Here is a 1,722-nt window from a genome sequence, read left to right as displayed (position 1 = left end):
CCCGCGGCAGTGGGGCCGGGCCGGCGTCGCGTCCCGGCGGGGCTTCCTCGCGGGCGGGGCGCTGCTGCTGGCGGCCGTGGGCTGCTCGGACGGCGGGCCGTCCGGTGGCGGCACGCCCGCCCCGCCGCTCCCGACGGGGCGGGCGACGCTGCGGCCGGCGACCCCGGTCCCCGGCGTCGGTGACGGGGTGTTCTCCCTCGGTGTGGCCAGCGGCGATCCGCTGCCCGACGGGGTGATCCTGTGGACGCGGCTGGTGGCGCCGCCCTCGGCCGGCACGCCGCTGCCCAGCAGCGACATCCCGGTCGACTGGCAGGTCGCCGCCGACGAGAGGTTCGCCGACGTCGTCGCGACCGGGACGCAGGCCGCCACGCCGGGGCTGGCGCACTCGGTGCACGTCGACGTCCGCGGGCTGCGGCCGGGCCGGGTGTACTTCTACCGGTTCCGCGCCGGCACCGTGCTAAGCCCCGTCGGCCGGACCCGCACCGCGCCGGCCGGCTCGGCCGCGGCGTCGAGCCTGCGTTTCGCGCTGGCGAGCTGCCAGGACTTCCAGAACGGCTACTGGCCGGCGTACAGCGCGATCGCCGCCGACGATCTCGATCTTGTCGTCCATGTCGGTGACTACATCTACGAGTACGACCCGAACAGCCGGTTCCCGGACCGCCGGCACACCGCCCCGGCCACCCCCGGGCTCAACCAGCTCCGGGCCCTCGACGACTACCGGAATCGTCACGCGCAGTACAAGTCCGATCCCGCTCTGCGGGCCGCGCACGCCGCCGCGCCCTGGGTGGCCGTCTGGGACGACCACGAGACCGAGAACGGCTACGCCGGCCTCACCGACGAGTCCGGCGACAGCGGGGACAAACACCAGGATCCGGCCGTGTTCGCCCGGCAGCGGGCCGCCGCCTACCAGGCGTACTACGAGCACATGCCGATCCGGGTCAGCTACACCCCCGGCTCGCCGGACCTGCGGCTCTACCGCCGGTTCACCTTCGGTGACCTGCTCACCCTCAACATGATGGACACCCGGCAGTACCGCACCCCGCAGCCCGGCCGGGTCTCCCAGGACATCGGCAACGCGTCGCTGGGGGAGAACAACACCGCCGGGACGATGGCCGGCGCCGAGCAGGAGGCCTGGCTCGTCGACGGCCTGCGGGCATCGACCACCCGGTGGAACGTGATCGCCCAGCAGACGATGATGGCCCAGCTGCACGCGCGGATCGCCCCCGGCCTCGGCGACGTGCTGGCCAACCTCGACCAGAACGACGGCTACGTGCCGTACCGCACCCGCCTGCTGTCCGCCGTCCGCGACAGCCGGGCACGCAACCCGGTGGTGCTCTCCGGCGACATCCACTCCGCGTGGGTGAACGACCTGCGGGCCGACTTCAACCGGCCGGAGACGCCGGTGATCGGCACCGAGTTCGTCTGCACGTCCATCAGCTCGGGGTTCCTGCTGGTCGACGACGATCTCATCCGGACGAACAACCGGCTGCTCAACCCGCACGTGCGCTACTTCCGCGGGGACCGGCGCGGCTACACCCGCGTCCACGTCACCCCCGGGCAGTGGCAGGCCGAGATGCGGGTGGCCGAGACGATCGACCGCCGGGACGCGCCGGTCACCACCGACGCCACCTGGGTGGTCGAGGACGGCCGCCCAGGCGCCCAGTCGGCCTGAGCGCCGCCTCCGGGCGCGGGGGCCGAGCTTCTTCGGGCCCGGCCACGGCG

The 1,722-nt window shown here is 74.1% G+C and carries 1 protein-coding gene; it reads left to right on the top strand.

Annotated features, from left to right (window positions below; translation table 11 throughout):
- Positions 1 to 1,672: alkaline phosphatase D family protein (locus tag AC5LSR_RS03825; RefSeq protein ID WP_493468146.1), on the top strand; the 1,672-nt coding region annotated here is incomplete at its 5' end.
- Positions 1,673 to 1,722: the final 50 nt, after the last annotated feature.

The organism is Protofrankia sp. CiP1_Cm_nod4, from assembly GCF_982290645.1.
The sequence above is the reverse complement of the archived record's forward strand: the minus strand, read 5'-3'. Positions and strand labels throughout refer to the sequence as shown.